A 24,039-nucleotide genomic window follows, 5' to 3' on the forward strand; every position below is an offset into this window, starting at 1 on the left:
AATCCATTGAACACGGCGCTGTTGCAGCTCGTCATGCTCGCCCTTGTGGCGAGCATCCACGTCTTGGACACCGCACGGCACGAAAGGAGACGTGGATGGTCGGGACAAGCCCGACCATGACGGGAACGCTGGGTTCACGCATTCCTGGCTCATTGCTGCGCAATGCCCCGGAAAGACGGCGCGGTTCCGTGGAGACACGTCAAGTTCAGATTGGCCGGGCCCAGAGGTCCTGATGGCCGATCATCGCCGACTGAGCCTCTCGGCGCGCCGCGAGCCACTCCGCGATTGCCTTGGGATCGAGACGGCCGGTCTCGCCGACGGCCGCGGCGATGCCTTCCGCCAGCGCTTCCTGCAAGGGCCGGCGCTTGGCGTCGAGCAGCCAGTTGCTGTCGCCGCTCGAGACGGCGAAGCCCGACTTGCGGAAGGCCTCGGCCATGATCTCGCAGGCTTTCGGGCCGGCGGCCGGCCCAAAGCCCTTGTCGCCGTGCTGGTGATCGGTGAAGGCGGCATGGATGCCGGTGTCGGCCGGATGCTCCGGCTGCCAGGTCTCGCGGCCGTCATAGGTCAGCACGGCGTAGAGCGGCAGATGCTGGCTGGTGAGCGCCGCGACGAAACGTTCGATCCAGCGCCTCGAAACGAGATCGAAGAGCGCGGCGGCCGTGACGAGGTCGGGCTGCCAGCCCAGCACCCATTCGAGATCGGTGTTCAGGTCGACCTTGCGGGTGTCGACTGTGATCGTCTTGTCGCCCTTGGCGAGCACGAGCTCCTCGCCCTGCTCGCGTGCTTCGTCGGCCCAGTCGGTGAGGCGCTGGCGGGCGAAGGCGAGGAGTTCGGCGTCGTGGTCGACCAGCGTCCAGTGCTGGCGATCGGGCAGGGCGGCATAGGTTGCGCGCAGGTTGGAGCCGGCGCCGCAGCCGAGATCGAGCACCGAGAGCGAGGCCTTGTCGGTAAAATGGCCGCCGACGGCGGCGAGAACCTGCGGATTGCGCGCCGCATGATCGGCTGGCTCGCGCAAGGCGAGCCATTCCGGAGAGAAACCTGCCATCACCCCACCTTTCGGCCGTCGTCGCGCAGGCAGGCCTCCGCGACGATGTGCGCGGTCTCGCTCCAGCGCGGCAGATCGCCGGCTGCGGCCCACGCGGCATCGGCACGCTGCCGACGCTCTGCCGGTGCATCAATCAGTCTCGCAAGGGCCTTGGCAAGTGCCGCGGCGTCGCCGGGCGCCACCTTGAGGGCAGCGGCGTCCGGCAGGGCCTCGGCGCCGGCGCCGCTCAGCGTCGTGACGATCGGCAGGCCGCGCGCGAGCGCCTCGGTCAGCACCATGCCGTAGCCCTCGTAGAGCGACGACATCACGAAAAGATCGGCTTCATCATAGAGTTGCGCGAGTTTGTCGGTGCCGACGCCACCGGTCAGCACGATGCGTTCGGCAAGGCCGGCGCGAGCGATGCCGTCGCACAATTCCGCCGCCGTTCCCGGAGCATGATCGGGCGAGCCGGTGATGGTCAGGGTCCAGGAGCGGTCTGCGATGGCCCGCAGCGCCTCGATGAGGACGCCATAGCCTTTGCGGGGAATGAGGGACCCGACGGCGAGCATGTGCAGCGTATCACTGCGGCCGGAGCCTTTCGCACGCGGTGCGGGGTCAGTGCCGGGGATAGCGATTGCGATCTTGCCGGCCGAGACGTCGAACTCCGCTTCCAGCATCCGTTTCGTCGCGGGACTGGTGACCACGATGGCGCGCGCATGGCGCAGCGTCAGCGTTTCGCTTCGCCGCAACGTTTCGGCCATCTCCGGGCTGTGCCCCGTCTCCAGCGCCAGCGGGTGATGCACCAGCGCAACCAGCCGATCCGCGAAACGCGCCGCGAGCGCTCCCGGGAAGGCGCCACAGGCGAGGCCGTCGACGAGCAGGAGGTCGCCGGCCCGAGTCGCGGCGAGCAATTGTTCGGTCGCAGCGAGGTCGGCTTTTGTGGGAAAGGGAAAGGAGCCGGGCAGGGCGAGGTGGCGGGCCTCGATGCCGGCCTCCCGCCATTCGCGCAGAAGGCGCCGGTCGTAGCCGTAGCCGCCAGTGGGCGCATCGATGTCGCCGGGAATGGCGAAGACGATGCCACTCACGCCAGCGCGCCCTCGTAGCTGGCGCGGGCGAGGTCCGTTTCGTGCAGGGTCACGCGAATCCTGTCCAAGCCTGCGCCGTCGGCACCGAGCGCGCCGGATTTCGCCGCCGCCGCCATGGCGTCGAAGATGTGCTTGCAGAGGAACTCGGTGGTGGTCAGCACGCCCGCGAATTGCGGGAGGGCGTCGAGGTTCTGATACTTCAGAGGCTTCAGCGTCTCGGCGAGGGTGTCGAGCGCGGCGCCGATATCGACGACGACGTTCTGCCGGTTCAGCGTCTCCCGAAAGAAGGCGACATCGACCACGAAGGTGGCGCCGTGCATGTTCTGCGCCGGACCGAAGAAGGGATCGGGCAGGGAATGGCCGATCATGATGCGGTCGCGGACTTCGACGGAAAACATGCGATCTCCCGGAGATAGGTTGGCAATGCGGCCCGGTCAGGGCCGCGTTTCATAGCAAATCGCGGCAGTCAGGCCAGTCGCGCCGGGCGCGAGCAGGCCGGGCAGGCGCCGGGGCAGGTCGCGGAAGGCGATCTCTTCGGTGATCAGCGCATCGAGCCGATTGTCTGCGAGCAAGGCCATCGCGGCTTGCGCGCGGCGGGCGTAATCCCATCGTGCGCGTCGCGAGGCCGATACCAGGCCGACCTGCGACGAGATCAGTTGCAAGCGGCGTGCATGGAAGGCGCCGCCAAGCGTGGCGGGCACCGCACCTTCGCCATACCAGCTGAGCTCGACGATGCGCGCCTCGGTGCCGGCTGCCGCGATGGCGGTTTCGAGGCCCATGGCCGTCGCGCTGGCGTGGAAGACGAGATCGGCGTCGCGCGGGGCGGCATCGGGCAGGGCGAAGCCGAAGCCCAGCTTCGCGGCAAGAGCGGCCCGGCTCGGCTCGACATCGACGAGCGTGACCTCGGCTCCCGGCAAACGCGCGGCCAGCCAGGCGACGAGCAGGCCGAGAACGCCGCCGCCGACGATCACGATCCTGTCAGCGGGGCCGGAGCCGGCATCCCAATGGGCGTTGAGCGCCGTTTCCATGTTCGCGGCAAGGATGGCGCGCCGGGCCGGCACCGTGTCCGGCACCGGGACAAGGCTGCTGCGTGGCGCAACGAAGCGATCCTGATGCGGATGCAGGCAGAAGGCGATGCGCCCGAGCATGTCCTGCGGGCCGGCATCGACACGGCCGACGGCGCAATAGCCGTATTTGACGGGGAACGGAAAGCTGCCCTGCTGGAATGGCGCGCGCATGCGCTCATGCTCCGAGACCGGCACGCGGCCTTCGCAGACCAGCCGCTCGGTGCCGCGGCTGACGCCGCTCCAGAGCGTGGTGAGGAGGCAGTCATCTGGGCCGAGGGTGGACAAGGCGACTTCATTCAGGTTGCATTCACGGGGCGCTGTATACCAAAGCGCAAGAGCCTTTGCCCTTGCGTCAGTCGATTTTGCAGGCTTTAGCTCCCGCGCCATTCGCGTCCGATCCCGTCCGTCCGAGCCTGTCTGCCTACCATGACAGAGACCGCCATGAACCAGCGTCCCGCTCCGACCACGTTCCGGCGGGCGACGCAAGAGGCCGGGCCGAACGGTCTGACGCCGGCCGGGCTACAGGCCGAAACGGTGCTGAGCCGCCGCCGGTTCCTCGTCCTCGCCTTGAATCTCGTCACGCTGGCCCTGCTGCTCGCCGGGCTGGCGCGCGTGCTGGGCGCGGGCGGCTGGAGCGTCGCGGACGTCGCGATCTTCATCGCCTTCCTGTTTGGCGCGCCCTGGACCGTGCTCGGCTTCTGGAACGCCGCGATCGGGCTCTGGCTCCTGCATGGCAAGGCGGATGGGCTTGCCGAAGTTGCGCCCTTCGTTGCGGCCGGCGAGGACACGATGCCGCTGACCTTGCGCTCCGCCGTGCTGATGACGCTGCGCAACGAGGACCCGGCGCGGGCCTTTCGGCGCTTGAGGGTCGTCAAGGACAGCCTCGATGCGACCGGCGAGGGCGCCTGGTTCGACTATTTCGTGCTGTCGGACACCAACGATCCCGCCGTTGCCGCAGCCGAGCAGACGCTGGCCGAAGCGTGGGCGCGCGAACTCGGCGATCCGGCGCGGCTGACCTATCGCCGCCGTGACGACAATGCCGGGTTCAAGGCCGGCAATCTCCGCGATTTCTGCGAGCGCTGGGGTGAGCGCTATGAATTGATGCTGCCGCTCGATGCTGACAGCGTCATGGCGGGCGAGACGATCCTCGGCATGGCCCGAATGATGCAGGCCCATCCGAAGCTCGGAATCCTGCAGAGTCTCGTGGTCGGCATGCCCAGCAATTCGGCCTTCGCCCGCATCTTCCAGTTCGGCATGCGCCACGGCATGCGGCCCTACACGATGGGCTCGGCCTGGTGGGGCGGCGATTGCGGGCCGTTCTGGGGACATAATGCGCTGGTGCGGATCGCGCCGTTCCGCGATCACTGCCATCTGCCGGTGTTGCCGGGCGGGCCGCCTCTTGGCGGCGCGGTGATGAGCCATGATCAGGTCGAGGCGACCTTGATGCGCCGCGCCGGCTACGAGGTGCGCGTGCTGCCGGTCGAGGGCGGGAGCTGGGAAGAGAACCCGCCGACCATGCTGGAATTCGCCAAGCGCGACCTGCGCTGGTGCCTCGGCAACCTGCAATATCTTAGGCTGATCGATCTCCCCGGTCTCAAGCCGATGAGCCGCTTCCAGCTCATCTGGGCGATCCTGATGTTCCTCGGCCTGCCGGCCTGGACGCTGATGATCGCGCTTCTCCCTCTCAAGGTCTTCGAGGATCGGGCGATTGCCGACTACCCGGTCGTGCTGGCCGGCGGGCTCTACCTGCTGTTCCTGGCGATGTACCTCTCGCCGAAGCTCGCGGGCTTTGCCGACATCCTGCTGACGCGCGGCGGCGTCGCACGCTATGGCGGCAAGGCGCGGTTCCTCGTCTCGGCGGCGATCGAGCTTGCGTTTTCGTTCCTGCAAGGCGCGGTCTCGAGCTTCCGCACGACGCTGTTCATGATCGGCCTCGCCTTCGGCCGAGCGAGGATCGGCTGGAACGGGCAGGCGCGCGACGCCCATGCCCTGTCCTTCGCCACAGCCTTCGCCGGCTTGTGGCCGCATCTGCTGTTCGGGGCCTATCTCTTCCTCACGCTGGGCCTGATGGCCCCGGCGGTTCTGGTCTGGTCGCTGCCGCTCACCGCGGGCTATGTGCTGGCGATCCCCTTCGCCGTGCTGACGGCGGCGCCGGCCTGCGGCGCCTGGCTGGTGCGGCGCGGGCTCTGCGGCATCCCTGAGGATTTCAACCTGCCGCCGGTGCTGGCCGCGATCCGCGACAAGGAGGTGGCATGAACGCCGTCACTTATCCCAGGGGAACGGTGAAGGCGCTGTCGCGCTCGCTGCGCATCTATCACGGCGACAAGGAGCGCCATGCGGCGATGGACCGGCTCTACGGGGCGTTCCTATCGCCGGGCGATCTCGCCTTCGATATCGGCGCCCATGTCGGCGACCGGATCTCCTCCTTCCGCCGGCTGGGCGCGCGCGTCGTCGCGCTGGAGCCGCAGCCCGGTCCGGCCCGCGTCATCCGTCTGATCCATCGGCGCGATCCGCTGGTAACGCTGGTCGAGGCGGCCTGCGGCGACCATGAGGGATCGATCGCGCTCAGGATCAACAGCAAGAATCCCACGGTCTCGACCGCCTCGGCTGCCTTCATCGGCGCTGCGGCGGGTGCCGGAGGCTGGGAGGGGCAGCTCTGGGACCATGAGATCGCAGTGCCCTGCACCACGCTCGACCGGTTGATCCTGCGCTACGGCCTGCCGAAGCTGCTCAAGATCGATGTCGAGGGTTTCGAGGCGCATGTGCTGGCCGGCCTGACCAAGGCGGTTCCGGTGATCTCCTTCGAATTCACGACGATCCAGCGCGAGGTTGCCGAAGCCTGTCTCGTGCTGCTGGAAACGCTCGGCCCCTATCGCTTCAATGTCGCGATCGGCGAGAGCCAGATGCTTGAGCTCGGCGAGCCGGCGAGTGCGGACGCGATGGGCGATTACCTGCGCGGGCTGCCGCACGAGGCCAATTCGGGCGATGTCTACGCCATCCTGACCAGCTGAGGCAGCCTTAGAGGCTGCTCGCGCCAAGCCAGGCGAGGATCGCGGCCACCAGCAGGCTCAACCAGCCGGGATGGCGCCCGCGCGTCGCGAACAGCACCAGCGCCGAACCCGCCAGCGAGGCTGCGATCGCGACCTTCAGCAGCCACGCATTCGGCAGAGGCGTAGCCGGCGCCTGCGCGATCGCGATCAGGATCGCGGCGAGTGCCCCGCCGAGGATGCTGACGAGGTGCCAGCTCGCCCAGAGGATCCGGACATGGCGTTCCCGGAGCGGCGGGCCGCCTTCAGTCGGAACGATGCCGCCGCTGCGCAGTTGCCGGAAGATCAGGATTTCGCCGACGACCGAATGGACCAGCGCCGTCAACGCCATCACCACCCCGGCACCCAAAAGCAGCGGCTGCATCGATCGCTCCGTCGGTTGCGGAGATGGGAACTTTTGCGGCTTCCGTTCTTAGCAGTGCTGTATCGGCCGCCGGAAGCGGGCTCGTTGTCGCGGCTGCCGCGGTTTCGCCACAAGCCGGTCAGCCGCGGTTCATCTGGCAGCGCTCAGGCTGCCTAGACCTCATCATCAGGGATCATCATGGCTCGTTGTCTTCGCCCGCTCGTGGTTTCGCTCGCTCTCCTCGCCTCGCTGACGGTCGCGCGGGCAGCAGGGGACGTCGCCGTCGAGGTGAAGAACGAATCCGAGCCGGTGCTCTGCGCCGAGAAGGACAACGTCACGATCAAGGCGGTCTCGCCCGAGGTCCGGCGCTTCCAGATCGAGGTGGCGCATCCAGCCTATGTCGCCGGGCTCGTGCGCGACAACTGGGATGCCGACTGGACGAATTGCGACATGAAGGGCGATCCGTCCTTCGCGCCGCCGACACCGCCGCGCCGCGTCACCTTCTATGAATCGATCGACTACTGGCTGGTCGGCTACACCTTCCCGAGCTTCTGGCGTCCGGCGGAAGCGACCTTCCGCGTGGGCGATCGCGTCGAGAAGGGCCTGCATCTGGTCCAGCTCTGGAAGCTCGGCAAGGACAAGTCGCATGAGGTGCTGGTCGTCTATCCGCAGGATGGCAACTGGCGTGCCCGGCCGCTGCCGCCGGAGCATCTCGGCTTCTCCTCCTATGGCTCGTCCTTCCTGTTCGGGCCGATCGAGCAGGAGGGGCGCCCGGTCGTGAACATCAAGGAGATCGAATTCGACCCGAAGACGCTGACCTTCAAGCTGAACTTCAAGGACGGCTCGTCCGGCAGTCTCAAGCTCGACAGCGTCGACGAGAACCGGATGGTGCTCGATGCCGTGCTCGACAAGCCGGTGACGGGGGGCAAGGGCTTCCTGGCGCTGCGCTCGATGTATGTGACCGAGTTCAACAACGACGTCGCCCGCATCGCGCTGCGTGAGCCCGGCGCCAAGGGCTGGCGCGAGGAGGCGCTGATGTCCTATCCCGGCGGCAAGGCGACCGATATCTGGATGGGGCGCACGACGCATTCGCGCCACAACACCTCCTCGCCCGACATGGTGTTCCGGCGCTTCTCGACCGATCCGAACCCGCCGCCGAAGCCCGAGAAGAAGTGAGGTTTAAAGCGGCTGCGGCGTCAAGGTGATGTCATCCCGGACAAGCGGCGTAGCCGCGCCGATCCGGGATCCATGCCTGAACCGTTCCGGAATGGATCCCGGGTCTGCGCTTCGCTCCGCCCGGGATGACCTGCCCTGTGGTTGATGGTGTAGCGGAACGCATTGCCTCCCTGTCGCGTTTGGCCATGACGCGGCGGGCGCATCGGTTTAGCCTGCGGCGACCGATACCGCCCAGCCTGCAGAGAGACCCATGCCGCGTTTTGCCGCCAACCTGTCGATGATGTTCACCGAATGGGAGTTCCTCGACCGCTTCAGGGCGGCCGCCGAGGCGGGATTCGAGGCGGTCGAATTCCTGTTCCCCTATGATCATACGCCCGAGCAGGTCGGGCTGGCGCTGACGGGCGGCAACCTGACCCAGGCACTCTACAACCTGCCGCCCGGCGATTTCGGCAGGGGCGAGCGCGGGATCGCGGCGTTGGCGGGCCGCGAGGACGAGTTCAGGGCTGCGGTCGATACCGCGCTGTCCTATGTCCACGAGACCGGGGTCAAGCGCCTGCACATGATGGCGGGGCTCGCCGATCCCAACGACCCCGTCGCGCAGAAGACCTATCGGGCCTCGCTCGCCTATGCCGCCGACAAGCTCGGCGAGCATGGCATCGATCTCCTGCTGGAGCCGATCAACGGCAAGGATATGCCGGGCTATTTCCTCAACGATTTCGGCCAGGCAGCGGCCTATGTCCGCGAATCCGGCCGGCCCAATGTCCGGCTGCAATTCGACATGTATCATTGCGAACTGATCCATGGCGACGTATCGGCCAAGCTCAAGGCGCTCTACCCGCTCGTCGGCCATGTCCAGATCGCCCGCGCCAATGGCCGGCATGAGCCCGATGCCTCGGGGCCTGATTATCCGACGCTGTTCAACGAACTCGACGGTCTCGGGTATGATGGCTTCGTCGGCTGCGAGTACCGGCCGGAGGCCGGCACGCTCGAAGGGCTCGGCTGGTTCGCGCCCTGGCGGAAGCCGCTCTGATGCGCCCGCCCTCGATCTCCTATCCGGTCCTGGTCGCCGATATCGGCGGCACCAATTGCCGCCTCTCGCTGGTAAGCGATTCGGAGTGCGCGCACCGGCCGCTCGCGCGGATCGGCACGGGCAGCTATCCGACGGCGGAGTCCGCCTTCGCTGCCGTGCTCGCTGATCTCCAGGAGAAGCCGCGCTCGGCCGTGCTCGCCGTCGCCGGCCCTCTCGACGGGCGGGAGGCGCAACTGACCAATGCGGTCTGGCATCTCGATGGCCCGCGGATCGCGACTGCGCTCGGCCTGAGCCAGGGATTGATGGTCAATGATTTCGAGGCGCTCTCGGCCTCGCTCGCCGTGTTGAAGCCCAGCGATCTCACGACACTGGTCGAGGGTGATCCCGAGCCTGATGGCGTGCGGCTGGTGCTGGGGCCGGGAACCGGTTTCGGCGCGGCAGCACTGCTGATGCGTGGCGAGCGCGGCATGCTGATACCCACCGAATCCGGCCATATCGGCATCGGCCCGGAGGATCAGACGGAGCAGAAAATCTGGCCGGCGCTGAGCGAGGGCATCCCGCGCCTCACCGTCGAGCATCTTCTGAGCGGTGACGGGCTGGTGCGCCTGCACAAGGCAGTGGCCCGGACCTCGGGCATGTTGGAGGCCGAGGTCAGCGCAGCCGATGTCTCCCGCCTCGCGCATGACGGCGATCCGGCGGCGCTGATGGCCGTCGTCTGCTTCTGGCGCCTGCTGGCGCGTGTCGCCGGCGATCTCGCGCTGGTCTTCAAGGCGACCGGTGGTGTCTTCATCGCCGGCGGCATCGCGCCGCATCTGCTGCCGCTCGCGGACAAGGCGGCGATTCGCGCAGCCTTCGCGGACAAGCCGCCGATGGAGGAGCTGGCGGAGCGTTTCGCCCTGCATGTCATCACCGCGACGGACGCAGCCGAGCAGGGGCTCGCGGCGATCGCCGCCAATCTCCATCGCTTCGGGCTCGACGATCCCAGGCGGCTGTGGTTTGGCTGAGCGGCCTTCTCACCACGTCGCACAGGTCCGCGTGCAGCCCATCCATTCGATCCAGGTCCTGCGCGCGCTCGCGGCCTTCATGGTCGCGATCCACCATGTCCAGCCGGATGCGGCCGTGGTCGCGGCCCGTGCGGGCTTTAGCTTCACGCGTAGCGACGTCCTGCCCTGGATGGCGGGCGTCGACATCTTCTTCGTCGTCTCCGGCTTCATCATGGTCCATGCCTCGCAGGACCTGTTCGGCCAGGAAGGAGCATGGCGCCTGTTCCTGAAGCGCCGGCTCGCCCGCATCGTGCCGCTCTATTGGGCGATGACGACATTGTTTCTGCTGGTCGGTCTCGCGGTTCCGGCCGTGCTCAATTCCGGCGTGCCGAACTTCCAGCAGATTCTCGGCTCCTACCTGTTCTGGCCGGTGGTCTCGACCCAAGGCTTCGTTCAGCCGGTCTATTCGCTGGGCTGGACGCTGAACTACGAAATGCTGTTCTACGCCCTGTTCAGTGCCGGGCTGATGCTGCCGCGGCGCTGGACCTTGCCGGCGGTAGCCGCCCTGTTGGCGTTGCTGGTTGGGGTGGAAAACCTGAGGGGCCCGCTGTCGCTGCCCTTTGGCTTCTGGGGGCAGCCGATCGTGCTGGAATTCGCAGCCGGGATGGGCATCGCGGTGCTCCGGCAGAAGGGCTTGCGACTGCACGGGGCATTGCGGATCGCCGTCGCGATGGCCGGTGCCGCTCTCCTGGTCGCTGCTGCCCATGTTCCGGGCACGGATGGGCCGTGGAGCAGCGTGCTGTGGCGCGGCGGGGCGGCTGTCCTGCTGATGCTGGCTGCCGGCTGCGGCCGTGAGGGCATCGTGCCGCTGCCGCCGGTGAAGGCTCTGGCCGCGGTCGGTGATGCCTCCTACGCGCTCTATCTCGTCCATCCCTTCGTGATCCGAGGAATGCGCGAGGTCGTGCTGCGGCTCGGCTTGTATTCCCCCGCGCTCTACGTTGCGCTGGCGCTCGCCGGCTCCGTGATCGCAGCGCTTCTGCTCTATCGCTTCTTCGAGAAGCCGGCGACGCGTCTGGCCCGGCGCTGGCTTGGCAGTTGAGACGACGAGGCCTCAGCTTAGCTTCATGCCCTTCAGAGACTGCCCGACCACGCCGCCGTCCTTGCGTCGCTGGGCCCTTTTCGACTTGATCTTGTCGACGTGTTCGGGCTGCGGGAAATAGCCGCGCTCCATGATCTCCAGCGAATATTCCTCGTAGGTCAGTCCCAGCGCCGAGGCCTTCTCCTCGCGCCTGAGCGCGATCTCGCGCGGCTTTTTCCAGGCCTTGCGATGGGCGAAGCGCCAGTCGAAATAGCGGCCGATACTGCCTGAGCCGGTAGAGGCGCGGCGCTTGCGCTCCTTCAGCGGCGGGCCGCCATTATGGCCGATCCCGATCGGGCGTTCGCTGGGCATCGCTTGTGGACTCATCAGGCCGCGCTCCCGATCACGATAAGGGGCGGGAAGGAGCTGGCAAGGGCCGTGCCATGGCACTTGATCACACCGCTTCGAGCCAGACGCTTGTCATTCCGGGGCACGCCGCAGGCGTGAACCTGGAACCTACGACCGGGTGAGGCCTTCAATGCCCGGTTGTTAGCCGCTCGCCCGGTCGTAGGTTCCGGGTTCTTCGCTGCGCGAAGCCCCTGAATGACAAAGGTGGGTTCTGTCAGGCGTGACAGCGGAGCAGTGGCGGTCTATCCCGCAGGCCGAACACAGGACGGATCATGGCCCCCTTGCTGCATCTGCGCGACGTCGCGCTCACCTTCGGCGGACAGCCCTTGCTCGAAGCCGCCGAGATCGCGGTCTCGGCCGGGGAGCGCGTCTGCCTCGTCGGCCGCAACGGCTCGGGCAAGTCGACGCTGCTCAAGATCGCGGCGGGGCTCGTCGAGCCCGACCATGCCGAGCGCTTCGTGCAGCCGGGCTCGACCATCCGCTACCTGCCGCAGGAGCCGGACTTCACCGGCTTCGACACGGCCCTCGCCTATGTCGAGGCCGGCCTGGGGCCGGGCGACGATGCCTATCGCGCGCAATACCTGCTGACCGAGCTCGGCCTGACCGGGCAGGAGAACCCGGCCTCTATGTCGGGCGGCGAGGGGCGTCGGGCGGCGCTGGCGCGCGTGCTGGCGCCGGAGCCGGACATCCTGCTGCTGGACGAGCCGACCAACCATCTCGACCTGCCGGTGATCGAATGGCTGGAGCAGGAGCTGAAGTCGCTGCGCTCGGCCATGGTCTTGATCAGCCACGACCGTCGCTTCCTGACCTCGCTCTCGCGCGCCACGATCTGGCTCGACCGCGGCGTGACCAAGCGGGCCGAAAGAGGGTTCGGCGAGTTCGAGGCCTGGCGCGACGAGGTGCTGGCGCAGGAGGAACTCGACCGCCACAAGCTCGACCGCAAGATCGCCCGCGAGGAGGACTGGCTGCGCTATGGCGTCAGTGCCCGGCGCACCCGCAACCAGCGCCGGCTCGGCGAGCTGCATGCGCTGCGCGACCAGCGTCGTACGGCGCGGGCCGCGCAGGGCAATGTCCGGCTGGAGGCCAGCGAGGCGCAGGCGTCGGGCAAACTCGTCATCGAGGCGATCGACGTCGCCAAGGCCTATGGCGACAACACGATCGTCAAGAACCTGTCGCTGCGCGTCGCGCGCGGCGACCGGATCGGCATCGTCGGGCCGAACGGCGCCGGCAAGACCACACTGATCAACCTGCTGACCGGAGCGCTCGCGCCGGATTCCGGCAAGGTGAAGCTCGGCACCGCGCTGGAGATGGTGACGCTCGATCAGCGCCGCGAGAGCCTCGATCCGGAGACGCCGCTCGGCGAGGTGCTGACAGGTGGCGGCTCGGACCAGGTCATGGTCGGCGGCCAGCCGCGCCATGTCATCTCCTATATGAAGGACTTCCTGTTCCAGCCGATCCAGCGCGGCACGCCGGTCGGCGCGCTCTCCGGCGGCGAGCGCGGGCGATTGATGCTGGCGCGCGCGCTGGCCAAGCCCTCGAACCTGCTGGTGCTCGACGAGCCGACCAACGATCTCGACCTCGAGACGCTCGACCTGCTGCAGGAACTGCTCGCCGACTACCAGGGCACGGTGCTGCTGGTCAGCCACGACCGCGACTTCATCGACCGCGTCGTCTCCTCAGTGCTGATCTCGGATGGCGACGGCATCTGGACCGAATTCGCCGGCGGCTATTCCGACATGCTGGCGCAGCGCGGGCGCGGCGTCGGGGCCAAGGCGCGGCCGGTCGAGAAGGCGGCGCCTGCCGCTCCCAAGGCGGCGACTGCGGCGCTGGCCGCATCCGCCTCCAAGCGCAAGCTCTCCTTCAACGAGAAGCATGCGCTGGAGACGCTACCGAAGAAGATCGAGACGCTGCAGGCCGAGGCCGCAAAGCTCAATACCGCCGTGGCGGGCGACCTCTACACGCGCGATCCGAAACTCTTCGCCAAGGCGACGGCGCGGCTGGAGGAGGTTGCGCGCGAGATCGGCGAGGCCGAGGAGCGCTGGCTGGAGCTGGAGATGCTGCGTGAGGAGATCGGAGCGTAAACCTGTTCCCTCTCCCCTTGCGGGAGAGGGTTAGGGTGAGGGGTCTCGCGAGGCGGATCGCTAGCGATTGAGGATGGCGCGACCCCTCATCCGTCAGCGCTTCGCGCCGCCACCTTCTCCCGCAAGGGGAGAAGGGAAGGTTCCGTTATCCGATTTTCGCACCCGCCCGCGCACGAAAGCGCATTTACGGCCAAGCTCAATCGTTTCAAACATCGCGCAATCGCAGAGCACAGGGAATGACCATGAGACTGAAGGGCAAGACCGCGCTGGTGACCGGCGCAGCGCAGGGGTTCGGCTTCGGCATCGCCGAGACCTTCGTGCGCGAGGGCGCGCGCGTCGCGGTGCTGGATATCAACGGCGACAAGGCCAAGGAGGCCGCGAAGGCGATCGGCCGCAAGGCCTTCGCCGTGACCTGCGATGTCGGCAAGGCCAAGAGCGTCGACAAGGCTGTCGAGAAGATCTTCGCCAAGGTCGGGCGGCTCGACATCGTCGTCAACAATGCCGGCACCACCCATCGCAACAAGCCGATGACCGAGGTGACCGAGGAAGAGTTCGACCGCATCTTCGCGGTGAACGTGAAGTCGATCTATCTGATGGCGCGTGCGACCGTGCCGCATTTCCGCGAGCATGGCGGCGGCGTGATCCTGAACATCGGCTCGACCGCGGGCCTGCGTCCGCGTCCGGGCCTGACCTGGTACAACGGCTCGAAGGGCGCCGCGAACCTGATCTCGCAGTCGATGGCGGTCGAGCTCGCGCCGGACAAGATCCGCGTCAACGCCATCGCGCCGGTCGCGGGCGAGACGCCGCTGCTCGCCACCTTCATGGGCGAGGACACCCCGGAGCGCCGCGCGCAGTTCACCGCCTCGATTCCGTGGGGTCGGTTCTCGACGCCGCAGGATATCGCCAATGCCGCGCTGTTCCTGTGCTCGGACGAGGCGGACATGGTGACAGGCTCGGTGCTGGCTGTCGACGGCGGCCGCTGCGTCTGAGCCGGGAGGCCCCTATTTGACGCCGCGCCGGCCGAATTCGGTACGCTGGGGCGGCGGTGGCGTGCGCCGGACCGATCCGAGAAAGCCCTGAGGCTGGGCCGGCATCGGCGCAGCCGGAATGGGTTTCGTGCCAGCGATCGCCTGTTCCATCGCCAGCGAGAGCTGCGAAGGGGCGGTTGCCGCGTCGCCATTGCCGAAGTGGCTCCGGCTTGTCGCGGATGCATCGCCGAACCGGGCTCCGCCCGGTTCGGATGCAGCGAGCAGCAGGTAAAGCCAGGCGCCGGTCAGGGCGAGATAGAGCAACCCGGCATATTCCAGGCCATTCAGGGGGCTGTCATTGGTCCGCACGATCAGAGCCTGGACCTGCAGGAGGAGCGCGGCGCAGATGCCGATGGCGTAGAGGCCGGGCAGGAGATCGCCGCCGCCCGCGTCGCGGTTGCGCCTGATGGCGAAGCCGATGCGCTTGAAGCAGAAGAAGCCGCTGACCAGGAACACGGTCATGGCGAGCTGGTAGCGCCCCGCACCGGGCGGGCCGATGAAGGCCTGGTATTGCACGGCGATACAGATGAGCAGGAGCACCGTCTCGGCGATACCGACGATGCAGGACCTGACGAAGAATTGGCTCCTGCCCAGCGTCCCTGCGAACATGACACGTTCCTTCCGCTAGGGAATTCTACGGTTCGCACGTGAAAGACCCGTAAACGGGTATGGTGGAATCCGCTGCGAGACCCGTCAGGCCGGCTTCGCGTGCAGCGCGATCTTCTGGCGGAGGATGACGGTGCCGTCGGGCTCGAAGCCGCGCTGCTCCAGCGTGATCCGTGGGGCGCTGGCGTCGCCCTCGATGCGGAACAGATGCCAGGCTCCGAGTTCGCCGTGTCCGCGCGGGCCGATCGAGGCCGAGGGCACGCCGACGATCGGCACGTCGCGGCCGAGGCCCGGGCGCCAGGCCAGCGAGAAGCTGTGATTGTGGCCGTGGAGGACGAGGTCGGCGCCCTTGCGCTTCAGCATCGCCTCGAAGGCGGCGGCATCCACCAATTCGCGGCCGCGCTTGGCGCCGCCGAGATAGGGCGGATGATGGATCAGCACGACGCGGATCAGCCCTTCGTCGCGGGCACGGTCGAGCAGGGCTTCGGTCCGGGCGATCTGCTCGCTGCCGACGCGGCCGGTCGCCATCAGGGGGAGGGTAGGCACGCCGCTGTTGACGCCGATCAGCGCGACGGGTCCGCGGCGGCGATACCAGGGATAACCGGCCTTGCCTTCGTCATCGGCGATCCAGGGCGCGAGCAGACCCGCCAGGGGCTTCAGCGAGGAGCGTGCATAGGCGTCGTGATTGCCCGGCACGAAACTCACCCTCTCCCGCGGGCCGAGCTCGTCGAGAAAGGCTATCGCGGTCTTGAACTCGTTGGGCAGGCCGATATGGGCGACATCGCCGGTGCAGGCGATATGGTCGGGCTCATGCGCGTGGATGTCGGCGACGATGCGCGCCAGGATATCCATGTCATGGGCGTGCCGGCGCTTGCGTCGCCAGTTGACGTAACCGGTCGCGCGCTTGCCGAAGAGCTGATGCAGCGAAAACCCGGCGAGCGGGCCAAGATGCGGGTCGGACAGATGCGCGAGCTTGAACACGCTCTAGCGCTTGCCCCCGCAGGAGGCCGTCAGTCAAGCGCGCCGTGGCGCGCCTGGACTGCGGAAGGGTCCGAAGACCTCAGTTGGCGGCGCCGGTCAGTTCCGACACGATGCGGGAATCGGTCATGGTGACGGCGGGCTTCCAGACATAGGCCGGCTTGGCCTTGAAGCGAGCGATGATGAAAGAGAGAAGCATGGTTCCTGGGTCCTGATGTTGCGCTGCGGTATCTGCCTCATTTGGGGCGCGTTTGTGGCGGAACAACTGATCTGCTTGACGGTCCGTCATGCGGTTTTTGCATAGACAATTAACTCACCCTTGAGACTCGATCGGATGCAATCGTCAAATCCGCAGCCAGTGGCCGACCCCGAGCAGCAACGGACACTCGCGCAGCGCGCGGTGACGCGGTTGCTGCATGTCTATTTCCGCTTCGCGCGGGGCATGACTTTTGGCGTGCGTGCCGTCGTCCTGAACGATCGCGGCGAGGTCTTCCTGATCCGCCACACCTATGTGCCCGGCTGGCACTTTCCCGGTGGCGGGGTCGAGGTCGGAGAGACAGCGGAACTGTCGCTGGAGCGCGAATTATCGGAAGAGGCGGGCATCGTTCCGACCGGGCGGCCGATCCTGCATGGGCTGTTCTTCAACCGCAGGATCTCGCGGCGAGACCATGTCGCCGTCTATGTCCTCCGTCAGTTCCGGGTCGAACGCATCAAGCAGCCCGACCGCGAGATCGCCGAGGCCGGCTTCTTTCCGCTCGATCGTCTGCCGGACGGCACGACGCCGGCGACGCGGCGGCGGCTGGCGGAGATCCTGTCCGGGCAGCCGCCAACCGTGGATTGGTGACGGCCGCGGCCCGGCTGGTCAGTTCGCGCTTCTCGCCAGCGTGCCGAAGTCGGCGTCGAGCTTGGCGAGACCTGTCGTGATCTTCGTGCGGCGATCCTTGATCCAGGCATCCTGCCGGTCGAGGCGCTGCTTCGCCTCCGCCAGCATCCGATCCATCTCGGCCGGCTGCGGGCCGCCCGAAGTCGCCCGGTTCTTGATGATCGCGACGGGATCGAGCGTCGCGCGGAACTCGGCCTCGCCCATCGGCAGATCGGCCGCGGCGAGGCCCATCTCCGGCGCCGCCTTGCGGTAGATCGCCTGCGCCTGCGCATAGGGAAACTCGGTCGGCTTGATGTTGTGGAGCTTGGCGTAGTCGACCACCTCCGACGCGAAATGATGGCCGGCGCGGAAGGGCAGCTTGTACTTCCGCATCAGTACGTCGGCGAGCTCCTGCGAGGCCGTCCAGTCGCTGTTGAGTTCTTCCAGCGCGCGTTCCGGGTCGATGGCGAGCGCCTTCAGGATGCGGTCAAGGCCCTGCAGGGCCTTGGTCGCGCTGTCGGTCATGGCGCTGTTGGCTTTCGCGTCCTTGGCGTCCGGCATGCCGGGTGGGATGTTATGCGCCCGGAAGACCGGCCCCATCGCCAGCGAGAGCGCGGTCGAAGCGTCCTCGCGGGTGCCGTTCAGCAGGCCCGGATTACGCTTCTGCGGCATGGCGCTCGAGACATAGGTATTGCCGCCGCCCTCGCGCAGGATGATCCAGGGCCGCGACTGCGCATATTGCGTCATCACGTCTTCGATGAAGCCGCCGACATGCAAGGCGATGCCGGTGACGATACCGCCGACCTCGATTGGCAGATCGGCCGCGGCGATCTGCGAGGCGTCGTAGGCGTTCTCGACGAGGCCGGCGAAGCCGAGATAATCGGCCATCCGCTGGCGATCGAGCGGCCAGCTCGTGCCGTTGAGCACCGTGGTGCCCATCGGCGAGCGGTCGACGCGGGCATAGGTCTCGCGGATGCGCTGCGCGTCGCGGTCAAGCCCGGCGACGAGGCCGAGGAGGTAGTGGCCGTAGCTGTTGGGCTGGGCCGCGACGCCGTTGGTGTAGTTGGGCACGATCGTGCCGCGATGCGTCGCGGCGAGCTCGACCATCGTCCGCGTCGCTCGGTTGAGCTCACCGGCCAGCGTCAGGAGCCGGTCGCGCATGATCGCGGCGCGATAGGTCGCGTGCATGTCCTGGCTGGAGCGGCCGGCATGGATCAGTGTGACTTCGACCCCGGCTTCCTTGATCATCAACGGCTCGAAGCTGATCACGGTCGAAGGCCGCCTCGCGCCGGGCTGGTTGCCGGCCTCGATGACCTTGGCGATGCCCTGAGCCAGCTTCGGCGCCAGTGCCCGGTCGAGCAGGCCTTGCTCGGCATTGATGACCGTGCTCGCCTTGTTGATCTCGCCGAGCCAGAAGAACTCGTCCCGGAGGGGTTCCTTCGGCGGCGCCGGCTGCTGGGCGTGAGCGGGCATGGCAATCGCCACCAGAAGCAGGGCGGCGGCGAGCGGCTTATATCCGGACATCGGTCGTCTCCGTTCCGACAGGCGAGATCGCCTGCGGCTTCCGTGGCCTGTTCCCCCGCTGGAGACCCGAGTTGAGACCAAAGCGGCAAGACCGACAAGTCCCCGCTGAGGATCGACACAAGATGGATGGACGCCGCTCGGGTGCTCTGCTAGACGCGCTGTCCATGATGATCCGGCTGAGCCTGCGAGACCTGCGACGACCGGCGCGCTGAATGCGCCCTTCCGGTAGAGCGCCCGCACGCGCCTGCCCTCGCTCAGCCGATCCGCCTCCCGCGCTACACGTCGATCATCATGACATCCCTGCCTCTGACCATCCGCCACGAACTCCCCGTGGACGCTGCCGCGATCGAGCGCCTGCATGAGCGCGCATTCGGCCCCGGCCGCTTCGCCCGCACCGCCTTCCGTCTGCGCGAGGGCGTGCCGCCCGACCACGCCCTGTCCTTCGCCGCCCATGTCGGCACCTTCCTCGTCGGTTCGGTGAAGGTGACGACCGTGCTGGCCGGCGGCCACAAGGCGCTGATGCTGGGGCCGCTGACGGTCGACCCCGCCTTCGAGGGCCGGGGCATCGGAGCTGCGCTGATGAACCGCTCGATCGAGGCCGCGCGCGAGACCGGGCATGACCTGATCATGCTGATCGGGGACGCGCCCTATTACGCCCGCTTCGGCTTCAAGGTGCTGCCGCCCGGCCAGCTCGTGCTGCCGGGACCGGTCGATCCGGCGCGCTTCCTGGCGCTGGAGCTGGTCGAGGGCGTACTGAAGCAGCGCAGCGGGGCGGTGACCTCGATGCGCTTCAGCTCTGACGCCTGAGGCGCCGGCCGCTCTCGCCGAGCCAGCCCGCGACCAGAGCGCCGAACAGCACGGCCAAGCCGAGCAGCCCGATGAAGAGCGGCGAGATGCGCACGCCGCGCACGATGCCGGAATCGCTGATCCTCAGGCCGATCCAGTCATTGCCGGCGAACTGGCTGCCGGAGCGCACCGGCACGATGCGCGGCACATTGACGGCCGAACCGCTCTCGCGGCCGATGCGGCGCGACGAGCCGCCGGTGGCCTGCGCCAGCGTCTGGAGAGCGCCGGGATCGCTGACCACTTCCATCAATTCGCGCGGGTTCTCCGGCCCGACGCTGGCGAAGGCGGTGAGGTTGTCGGAGGTCAGGCGGTAGAGGCCGAGATCGCTGGTCGGGATGCGGGCGGTGAACAGTCCGGGGCGACCGGCTTCGAGCGTGACCGTGCGCGATTGGCCGTCGGGGCCGGTGATGGTGATGGGGCCAGGATTGTCGCGCAGCGTCTGGCGTTCGACCTCGACGGTCGCGCCGCGCACGGTCGCGCGCAGGGCCTCCTCCTCAAGCTCCGGTTCCTTCATCAGCCAGTGGCTGAGGCGGCGCAGAAGGTCGAGATAGGGGCCGCCGTCGCGGAAGCCGCGCGCCCAGAGCCAGGCATGATCGGAGAGGAAGAGCGCGACGCGGCCCTTCTGCTCGCGCGCCAGCATCAGGAGCGGCCGGTCGCCCGGGCCGGTCATGACCGGCGCGCCGCCGGCCCGCGCCTGGGCGCCAACCATGCGCAGCCATTCGCCCCAGCGCGGCGGCGAGACTTCCGAGCCCGGCAGGTCGCGGGTGACGGGGTGGCGCTTGCCGGGTTCGCTGACCTGGGCGCGATAAGCCTCGTCGATGACGCTGCCATCGGGCAGGGCCGGCAGGATCTGGCCGAGTGGAGTCCGCGCCAGCGTCTGCGAGCCGGCATATTCGGGGCCGGCAGCGACGAGCAATGCACCGCCGTCGCGGACATAGCGCACGATGTTCTCGAAATAGAGCAGCGGCAGGATCGACTGGTTAGCGTAGCGGTCGAAGATGATCAGGTCGAATTCCTTGATCTTGACCTGGAACAGCTCGCGCGTCGGGAAGGCGATCAGCGAGAGCTCGTTGATCGGCGTGCCGTCCTGCTTCTCCGGCGGGCGCAGGATGGTGAAATGGACGAGATCGACATTGGCGTCGGCCTTGAGCAGGTTGCGCCAGGTGCGCTCGCCCGGATGCGGCTCGCCCGAGACCAGCAGCACGCGGAGCTTGTCGCGCACGCCTTCGATGGTGATGACGGCGCGGTTGTTCGCCAGCGTCAGCTCGTTGTCGATGGCTTGCGCCTCGATCTCGACGACGTTCGGCCCGCCCCGGTCGATGCGGACGGGGACCTGCACGGTCTGGCCGGTCGCGACCTCGCGGCGGGCGACGATCTCGCCGTCGCGGCGGATGGTCAGGCCGGCGCGGCCAGGGCCGCCCTTGTCCACGACGCGCAGGCGAATGATCTGGTCCTTGCCGACGATGCCGAAGCGAGGCGAATCGACCAGCACGATGCGGCGGTCGATCTCGGCATTGCGGCCGGTGGTCAGGACATGCAGCGGGGCGCGCAGGCCGAGCGTCTCGGCATTAGCAGGCGCGTCATGGGCGAGGCCGTCGGTGATCGCGATCGCGCCGGCGACGCGCTCGGAGGGCACGTCGGCGAGGCTCGACGACAGGGCCTCGAACAGGCGGGTGCCGTCATTGGTCCCTTGCGCGTCGCGCAGTTCGACGATCCGTGGCTCGACATTGGGAATGCCGCGCAATTGCCGCTCGATCTCGGCGACGGCGGCGTCGGTCTGGGCAGCGCGGTCGGCGAGGCGGTTCGAGGCCGAACGGTCGACCACGACCGAGACGACATCCTTGACCGGCTCGCGATCCTCGAAGACGAGCGAGGGATCGGCCAGCGCCGTGGTCAGCACGACGAGCGCCAGCGCGCGCAGGATGGCGCTGCGGCCGGCGAGCACGATGGCGGCGCCGGCAGCCAAAGCCGCGAGCACGGCCAGGCCGATCAGCAGCGGCAGCGGCACCATCGGGGCGAGGGATACGCTCCACATGGCTATTGTCCCAGACGCTCGAGCAGGGCCGGGACATGGACCTGATCGGCCTTGTAGTTGCCGGTGAGCGCATACATCACGAGATTGATGCCGCCACGCAGCGCCATCTCGCGCTGGCGCGGATCGCCGCCGGAAAGCGGCACCAGCCCTTCGCCGCGCCGGTCGATCGCCCAGGCGGCCGCGAGGTCGTTGGCGGTGATGACTATGGGCGAGACATTGTCGCCGGCGCGGGCCGGCCGGCGACCGTCACTATCGGCTGGCGGCAGGGTCTCGACCCAGGTCGTGCCGGTGTCGTAGCGGCCGACGAGCTCGTCGAGGATGTAGAAGGTCTTGGTCAGGACGTGGTCGCGCGGCAGCGGCTCCAGCTCGGGAATGTCCAGCGTCTGCAGCATGCGCTTGAGCTGGTCGCCCTCGGGCGTGGTGCCGCCGCCGGGCCGCGCGCTCATCGCGTCGCGCGTGTCGAAGATCACGAGCCCGCCGCCCTTCATATAGGCTTCGAGCTTGCGCAAAGTCTCGGCCGAGGGAACCGGCCGGCCGGCGACGATCGGCCAGTAGAGCACGGGGAAGAAGGCGAGCTCGTCGCGCTCGACGCTGACGCCGACAGGCTCGCCCGGCTCCAGCGCCGTGCGGGCGCCGAGCACGGTGTTGAGGCCGGTCAAGCCCGCCTTGGACATGTCGTCGACCGGCTTGTCGCCGGTCACGACATAGGCCAGCCGCGTCATCGCGCCATTGGCGAGCAGGGCGCGCGGGATCGGCGGGCGGGTGTCGGCCTGCGCGTTCGGGGCGGGTTGCTGGGCGCGGGCGGTATCGGGGGCGAGGCCGAAGGAGGCGCCAAGCGCGAGCAGGACCGCAGCCGGCGCGGCGACCTTGCGCAGGCGGGCGAGGTTGAGACGCCCGCCGAGCCAGAGCGTCGCCAGCGTGTCGGCGACGAGCAGCAACAGGGCGAGGACGAGCAGCAACGGGCGGATGTCGCGCGCGATCGGTTCATCGATCGGCAGCACGGCGACGCCGAGGCTGGCGAGGTCGAGGGCGGCGAGCGTGTCGGTTGGCGTCAGCGCGTTGACCGCGAGCGAGCCGTCGGTGGGGCCGTAGAGGCCGGGCGGATGGGCGAGGGTCGCGCGGCCGGCATAGTTGCGTGCCACCGGCTGCGCGGTGGCGGGTGGTGAGCGGAACTGGCCGATGCCGTCGAGCAGGCGGGTGGGCGACAGGGTCTCGACGCGGGTCTCATCACTCTGCGTTTCGACCGCCGGGCCGTTGCCGGCGAGATGGACGATCTTGCGGAGCATGTCGACGAAGAGGCCCGAGAGCGGAAGGTTCGACCAGGTGGTGTCGGCGGTGACATGGACCATGGCGATGAGGCCGTCGCCGCGCCGCTCGCCGGTGACGACCGGCGTGCCGTCCTCCAGCGCCGCCCAGGTCTTGCGGGAGAGGTTGGGCTCCGGCTCGGCCAGAATCTGGCGGCTGACGCGGATATCGTCGCTGATGGTCAGGCCGAAGAAGGGGCTCTCGCGGGTGAAGGGCGCGAGCTTGCGCGGCGTCTCCCAAGACAGGCCACCGCCGAGCGTGCGGCCACCACGGCGCAGACGTACCGGCGTCAGCTCGTCGGAGGCGGCCGCGAGGCGGGCACCCGCGAAGCGCAGCAGCACCCCGCCGCGCTCGACGAAGCGCGTAACCTTCTCAGCGGTCTCGCGGTCGAGCGCGCCGATATCGGCGAGGACCAGCACCGAGAGGTTCTGCGCCAGCAATTCGCCGATCGGATCGGTCGAGCCCTGCCGCGGCTCGCGGATTTCGGCGAAGGGCTGGAGGGCGCGGGAGAGATAATAGGTCGGCGACAGCAATGGCTGGGCGGTGTCGGCGGTCGCACCCGAGACGAGGCCGATGCGGCGGCGCTTGGCCCGGTCGTCGAGCAGCGCCACGGCGCCGGCGCTGCGCTCGCCGATGATCTCCAGCCTGGAGACGGCGTTGCGGACCTCTATCGGCAAAGTCAGGCGCGCGGTCGTTTCGAGGTTGCTACCCTCGAAGATGAAGGGGGCGTTGCCAAGCGGCAGGCCTTTGAGATCGAGCGCGCGGACCTGCCCCGTCGCGGCGGCGCTCGTGGTGGGGCGCAGCACCTTGACGGTGAGGGCTCCCGCGAGGTTCTCGGGCGCGGCGAGGGCGAGCTGCGCGGGCGGGCCGGCATGAACAGCGAGGCGACGGGCCTCGGCATCCTGCTTCAACCGGGCGAGAAAGCTGCCATCGTCGGACACGCCAAGTCCATCGGCGACCCAGACGATCTCAGTGGCGGGGGACCCCTGCAGGAAGGTTTCGATCCGCGGGAGATGGGCGGCGCGGTCCGGCGCATGCGGTTGGAGCGGGAGCGCACGCAGCCGGTCGAGTGCGATGCGCGGCTCCGCCAGCGCGATCGCGGCAGGGGCTTCGGCGAGGCCGACCACGGCGACGGGGCGGCCTTCGCGGGTCGCTGCGGCGATGCGCGATTCGGCGACCGCGACGCGCTCCGGCCAGTCGGTGGCGGCGCCGAAGCCGTTATCGATCAGCAGCAGGACCGGGCCGCGCGAGGGTGCGGCATCCCGCACCGGGTTCCAGACCGGGCCGGCGACGGCGAGGATGGCGAGCGCGGCGACGGCCATGCGCAGCGTCAGCAGCCACCAGGGCGTATGGGCCGGCGTCTCGCGCTTGGCGATCAGGTCCGCCATGATCTTCAGCGGCGGGAAGTCGATCCGGCGTGGGCGTGGCGGCGTAACGCGCAGGATCAGCCAGAGCGCCGGCAGCAGGGCGAGCGCGGCGAGAGCGAGCGGGGCGGAGAAGCTGAAGGGCAGGGCGCTGAGCATCGGCGTTTCC

21 protein-coding genes are annotated in these 24,039 nt (G+C 68.3%); 10 read left to right on the forward strand and 11 right to left on the reverse strand.

What is annotated here, in order from left to right:
• Positions 1-205: 205 nt before the first annotated feature.
• The 4 genes from AC6RIC_RS08515 to AC6RIC_RS08530 are packed head-to-tail and all read right to left on the reverse strand — an operon-like array spanning position 206 to position 3,461.
• Positions 206-1,045, reverse strand: coding sequence for a class I SAM-dependent methyltransferase (locus AC6RIC_RS08515; RefSeq protein WP_499735844.1), 840 nt, complete (start codon positions 1,043-1,045; stop codon positions 206-208).
• Positions 1,045-2,109, reverse strand: a complete 1,065-nt coding sequence (locus AC6RIC_RS08520; protein ID WP_499735845.1) for a glycosyltransferase family 4 protein — start codon at positions 2,107-2,109, stop codon at positions 1,045-1,047. The genes AC6RIC_RS08515 and AC6RIC_RS08520 overlap by 1 nt, the downstream gene beginning before the upstream one ends.
• The gene (locus AC6RIC_RS08525) at positions 2,106-2,507 is read right to left on the reverse strand and encodes a 6-pyruvoyl trahydropterin synthase family protein (protein WP_499735846.1); all 402 of its coding nucleotides are present in this window, start codon (positions 2,505-2,507) and stop codon (positions 2,106-2,108) included. Before AC6RIC_RS08525 ends, AC6RIC_RS08520 begins: the two co-directional genes overlap by 4 nt.
• Before the next feature lie 36 nt (positions 2,508-2,543).
• The gene (locus AC6RIC_RS08530) at positions 2,544-3,461 is read right to left on the reverse strand and encodes a zinc-dependent alcohol dehydrogenase (protein ID WP_499735847.1); all 918 of its coding nucleotides are present in this window, start codon (positions 3,459-3,461) and stop codon (positions 2,544-2,546) included.
• Between the two features lie 156 nt (positions 3,462-3,617).
• On the opposite strand from AC6RIC_RS08530, the gene mdoH reads away from it, so the two are divergent.
• Both mdoH and AC6RIC_RS08540 read left to right on the forward strand, forming a co-directional pair.
• Positions 3,618-5,432, forward strand: coding sequence for a glucans biosynthesis glucosyltransferase MdoH (gene mdoH, locus AC6RIC_RS08535; protein ID WP_499735848.1), 1,815 nt, complete (start codon positions 3,618-3,620; stop codon positions 5,430-5,432).
• Positions 5,429-6,187 carry an FkbM family methyltransferase gene (locus AC6RIC_RS08540; protein ID WP_499735849.1) on the forward strand — a complete coding sequence of 253 codons (759 nt, stop codon included), beginning with the start codon at positions 5,429-5,431 and terminating at the stop codon, positions 6,185-6,187. Before mdoH ends, AC6RIC_RS08540 begins: the two co-directional genes overlap by 4 nt.
• 7 nt (positions 6,188-6,194) lie before the next feature.
• Here AC6RIC_RS08540 and AC6RIC_RS08545 read toward each other — a convergent pair whose 3' ends face one another.
• Positions 6,195-6,587, reverse strand: coding sequence for a hypothetical protein (locus tag AC6RIC_RS08545; protein ID WP_499735850.1), 393 nt, complete (start codon positions 6,585-6,587; stop codon positions 6,195-6,197).
• 177 nt (positions 6,588-6,764) lie between these two features.
• Here AC6RIC_RS08545 and AC6RIC_RS08550 point away from each other — a divergent pair, with 177 nt between their 5' ends.
• The 4 genes from AC6RIC_RS08550 (at position 6,765) to AC6RIC_RS08565 (ending at position 10,854) form a co-directional block, all read left to right on the forward strand.
• The gene (locus AC6RIC_RS08550) at positions 6,765-7,742 is read left to right on the forward strand and encodes a hypothetical protein (RefSeq protein ID WP_499735851.1); all 978 of its coding nucleotides are present in this window, start codon (positions 6,765-6,767) and stop codon (positions 7,740-7,742) included.
• A gap of 250 nt (positions 7,743-7,992) precedes the next feature.
• Complete coding sequence (gene otnI, locus AC6RIC_RS08555) at positions 7,993-8,772, forward strand: 2-oxo-tetronate isomerase (protein WP_499735852.1); 780 nt, start codon at positions 7,993-7,995, stop codon at positions 8,770-8,772.
• Positions 8,772-9,776, forward strand: a complete 1,005-nt coding sequence (locus AC6RIC_RS08560) for a glucokinase (RefSeq protein WP_499735853.1) — start codon at positions 8,772-8,774, stop codon at positions 9,774-9,776. Before otnI ends, AC6RIC_RS08560 begins: the two co-directional genes overlap by 1 nt.
• Before the next feature lie 31 nt (positions 9,777-9,807).
• Positions 9,808-10,854, forward strand: a complete 1,047-nt coding sequence (locus AC6RIC_RS08565) for an acyltransferase family protein (protein WP_499735854.1) — start codon at positions 9,808-9,810, stop codon at positions 10,852-10,854.
• Between the two features lie 12 nt (positions 10,855-10,866).
• On the opposite strand, the gene AC6RIC_RS08570 is transcribed toward AC6RIC_RS08565, so the two are convergent.
• Positions 10,867-11,205: a hypothetical protein gene (locus tag AC6RIC_RS08570; RefSeq protein WP_488847597.1), complete on the reverse strand. Its 339-nt coding sequence runs from the start codon at positions 11,203-11,205 to the stop codon at positions 10,867-10,869.
• A gap of 305 nt (positions 11,206-11,510) precedes the next feature.
• Here AC6RIC_RS08570 and AC6RIC_RS08575 point away from each other — a divergent pair, with 305 nt between their 5' ends.
• Together AC6RIC_RS08575 and AC6RIC_RS08580 are read left to right on the forward strand one after the other, a co-directional pair.
• A complete protein-coding gene (locus AC6RIC_RS08575) occupies positions 11,511-13,322 on the forward strand; it encodes an ABC-F family ATP-binding cassette domain-containing protein (protein ID WP_499736572.1) in 1,812 nt (603 codons plus the stop codon).
• A gap of 242 nt (positions 13,323-13,564) precedes the next feature.
• A complete protein-coding gene (locus AC6RIC_RS08580) occupies positions 13,565-14,311 on the forward strand; it encodes an SDR family oxidoreductase (RefSeq protein WP_499736573.1) in 747 nt (248 codons plus the stop codon).
• Positions 14,312-14,323: 12 nt separating this feature from the next.
• Here the strand turns inward: AC6RIC_RS08580 and AC6RIC_RS08585 are convergent, their stop codons facing one another.
• Both AC6RIC_RS08585 and AC6RIC_RS08590 read right to left on the reverse strand, forming a co-directional pair.
• Positions 14,324-14,959, reverse strand: a complete 636-nt coding sequence (locus AC6RIC_RS08585) for a hypothetical protein (protein ID WP_499735855.1) — start codon at positions 14,957-14,959, stop codon at positions 14,324-14,326.
• Between the two features lie 84 nt (positions 14,960-15,043).
• Positions 15,044-15,937 carry a metallophosphoesterase family protein gene (locus AC6RIC_RS08590; RefSeq protein ID WP_499735856.1) on the reverse strand — a complete coding sequence of 298 codons (894 nt, stop codon included), beginning with the start codon at positions 15,935-15,937 and terminating at the stop codon, positions 15,044-15,046.
• 331 nt (positions 15,938-16,268) lie between these two features.
• Here AC6RIC_RS08590 and AC6RIC_RS08595 point away from each other — a divergent pair, with 331 nt between their 5' ends.
• Positions 16,269-16,778 carry an NUDIX domain-containing protein gene (locus AC6RIC_RS08595; protein ID WP_499735857.1) on the forward strand — a complete coding sequence of 170 codons (510 nt, stop codon included), beginning with the start codon at positions 16,269-16,271 and terminating at the stop codon, positions 16,776-16,778.
• An 18-nt stretch (positions 16,779-16,796) separates the two neighbouring features.
• Here the strand turns inward: AC6RIC_RS08595 and AC6RIC_RS08600 are convergent, their stop codons facing one another.
• Entirely contained in the window at positions 16,797-18,320 is a 1,524-nt protein-coding gene (locus AC6RIC_RS08600; RefSeq protein ID WP_499735858.1) for an argininosuccinate lyase, read from the reverse strand.
• 291 nt (positions 18,321-18,611) lie between these two features.
• Between AC6RIC_RS08600 and AC6RIC_RS08605 the strand changes: the two genes are divergently transcribed.
• Positions 18,612-19,127, forward strand: coding sequence for a GNAT family N-acetyltransferase (locus AC6RIC_RS08605; protein ID WP_499735859.1), 516 nt, complete (start codon positions 18,612-18,614; stop codon positions 19,125-19,127).
• Here the strand turns inward: AC6RIC_RS08605 and AC6RIC_RS08610 are convergent.
• A complete protein-coding gene (locus tag AC6RIC_RS08610; RefSeq protein ID WP_499735860.1) occupies positions 19,111-21,201 on the reverse strand; it encodes a hypothetical protein in 2,091 nt (696 codons plus the stop codon). The genes AC6RIC_RS08605 and AC6RIC_RS08610 overlap by 17 nt on opposite strands.
• Before the next feature lie 2 nt (positions 21,202-21,203).
• Entirely contained in the window at positions 21,204-24,029 is a 2,826-nt protein-coding gene (locus tag AC6RIC_RS08615; RefSeq protein ID WP_499735861.1) for a DUF4159 domain-containing protein, read from the reverse strand.
• Between the last annotated feature and the right edge of the window lie 10 nt (positions 24,030-24,039).

Source organism: Allobosea sp. TBD101, assembly GCF_059817965.1.

Bases quoted from the DNA above. Each gene is read 5' to 3' on its own strand.
- AC6RIC_RS08515 (WP_499735844.1), bottom strand. From the start codon at position 1,045: ATGGCAGGTTTCTCTCCGGAATGGCTCGCCTTGCGCGAGCCAGCCGAT.
- AC6RIC_RS08525 (WP_499735846.1), bottom strand. From the start codon at position 2,507: ATGTTTTCCGTCGAAGTCCGCGACCGCATCATGATCGGCCATTCCCTG.
- mdoH (WP_499735848.1), top strand. From the start codon at position 3,618: ATGAACCAGCGTCCCGCTCCGACCACGTTCCGGCGGGCGACGCAAGAG.
- AC6RIC_RS08540 (WP_499735849.1), top strand. From the start codon at position 5,429: ATGAACGCCGTCACTTATCCCAGGGGAACGGTGAAGGCGCTGTCGCGC.
- AC6RIC_RS08545 (WP_499735850.1), bottom strand. From the start codon at position 6,587: ATGCAGCCGCTGCTTTTGGGTGCCGGGGTGGTGATGGCGTTGACGGCG.
- AC6RIC_RS08550 (WP_499735851.1), top strand. From the start codon at position 6,765: ATGGCTCGTTGTCTTCGCCCGCTCGTGGTTTCGCTCGCTCTCCTCGCC.
- otnI (WP_499735852.1), top strand. From the start codon at position 7,993: ATGCCGCGTTTTGCCGCCAACCTGTCGATGATGTTCACCGAATGGGAG.
- AC6RIC_RS08560 (WP_499735853.1), top strand. From the start codon at position 8,772: ATGCGCCCGCCCTCGATCTCCTATCCGGTCCTGGTCGCCGATATCGGC.
- AC6RIC_RS08570 (WP_488847597.1), bottom strand. From the start codon at position 11,205: ATGCCCAGCGAACGCCCGATCGGGATCGGCCATAATGGCGGCCCGCCG.
- AC6RIC_RS08580 (WP_499736573.1), top strand. From the start codon at position 13,565: ATGAGACTGAAGGGCAAGACCGCGCTGGTGACCGGCGCAGCGCAGGGG.
- AC6RIC_RS08585 (WP_499735855.1), bottom strand. From the start codon at position 14,959: ATGTTCGCAGGGACGCTGGGCAGGAGCCAATTCTTCGTCAGGTCCTGC.
- AC6RIC_RS08595 (WP_499735857.1), top strand. From the start codon at position 16,269: ATGCAATCGTCAAATCCGCAGCCAGTGGCCGACCCCGAGCAGCAACGG.
- AC6RIC_RS08600 (WP_499735858.1), bottom strand. From the start codon at position 18,320: ATGTCCGGATATAAGCCGCTCGCCGCCGCCCTGCTTCTGGTGGCGATT.
- AC6RIC_RS08605 (WP_499735859.1), top strand. From the start codon at position 18,612: ATGACATCCCTGCCTCTGACCATCCGCCACGAACTCCCCGTGGACGCT.
- AC6RIC_RS08610 (WP_499735860.1), bottom strand. From the start codon at position 21,201: ATGTGGAGCGTATCCCTCGCCCCGATGGTGCCGCTGCCGCTGCTGATC.
- AC6RIC_RS08615 (WP_499735861.1), bottom strand. From the start codon at position 24,029: ATGCTCAGCGCCCTGCCCTTCAGCTTCTCCGCCCCGCTCGCTCTCGCC.